We start from the raw sequence: 284 nt of genomic DNA on the forward strand, positions 1-284 counted from the left end.
GAAAGCGACAAGATGAGCTTCATCACCGAAGGAAGACTCACCCGGGAAAATGGCGAATACGTTGTGAGCTACGAAGAAAGCGAAATCACCGGGCTAAACGGAACGACAACAACCTTAAAGGTTTCCAAGGACTCGGTTACGCTCATAAGACATGGAAACAACAGCTCCATGATGCTTTTTGAGGTCGGGAAAACCCACCTGACCGGTTATGACACCCAATATGGCAGCGTCATGATGGGCATTACGGCGAAAAGCGTAGATGTGGATTTTGGTGAAGCCGGCGG

At 49.6% G+C, this 284-nt stretch carries 1 protein-coding gene; it reads left to right on the forward strand.

From position 1 onward, the window contains the following. Positions 1–12: 12 nt before the first annotated feature. Positions 13–284, forward strand: a 272-nt coding sequence (locus N2041_RS14715) for a DUF1934 domain-containing protein (RefSeq protein ID WP_297679377.1), incomplete at its 3' end; no start/stop codon positions are given.

The sequence above is a fragment of the Tepidiforma sp. genome, from assembly GCF_026419595.1.
Classification (GTDB): Bacteria; Chloroflexota; Dehalococcoidia; order Tepidiformales; family Tepidiformaceae; genus Tepidiforma.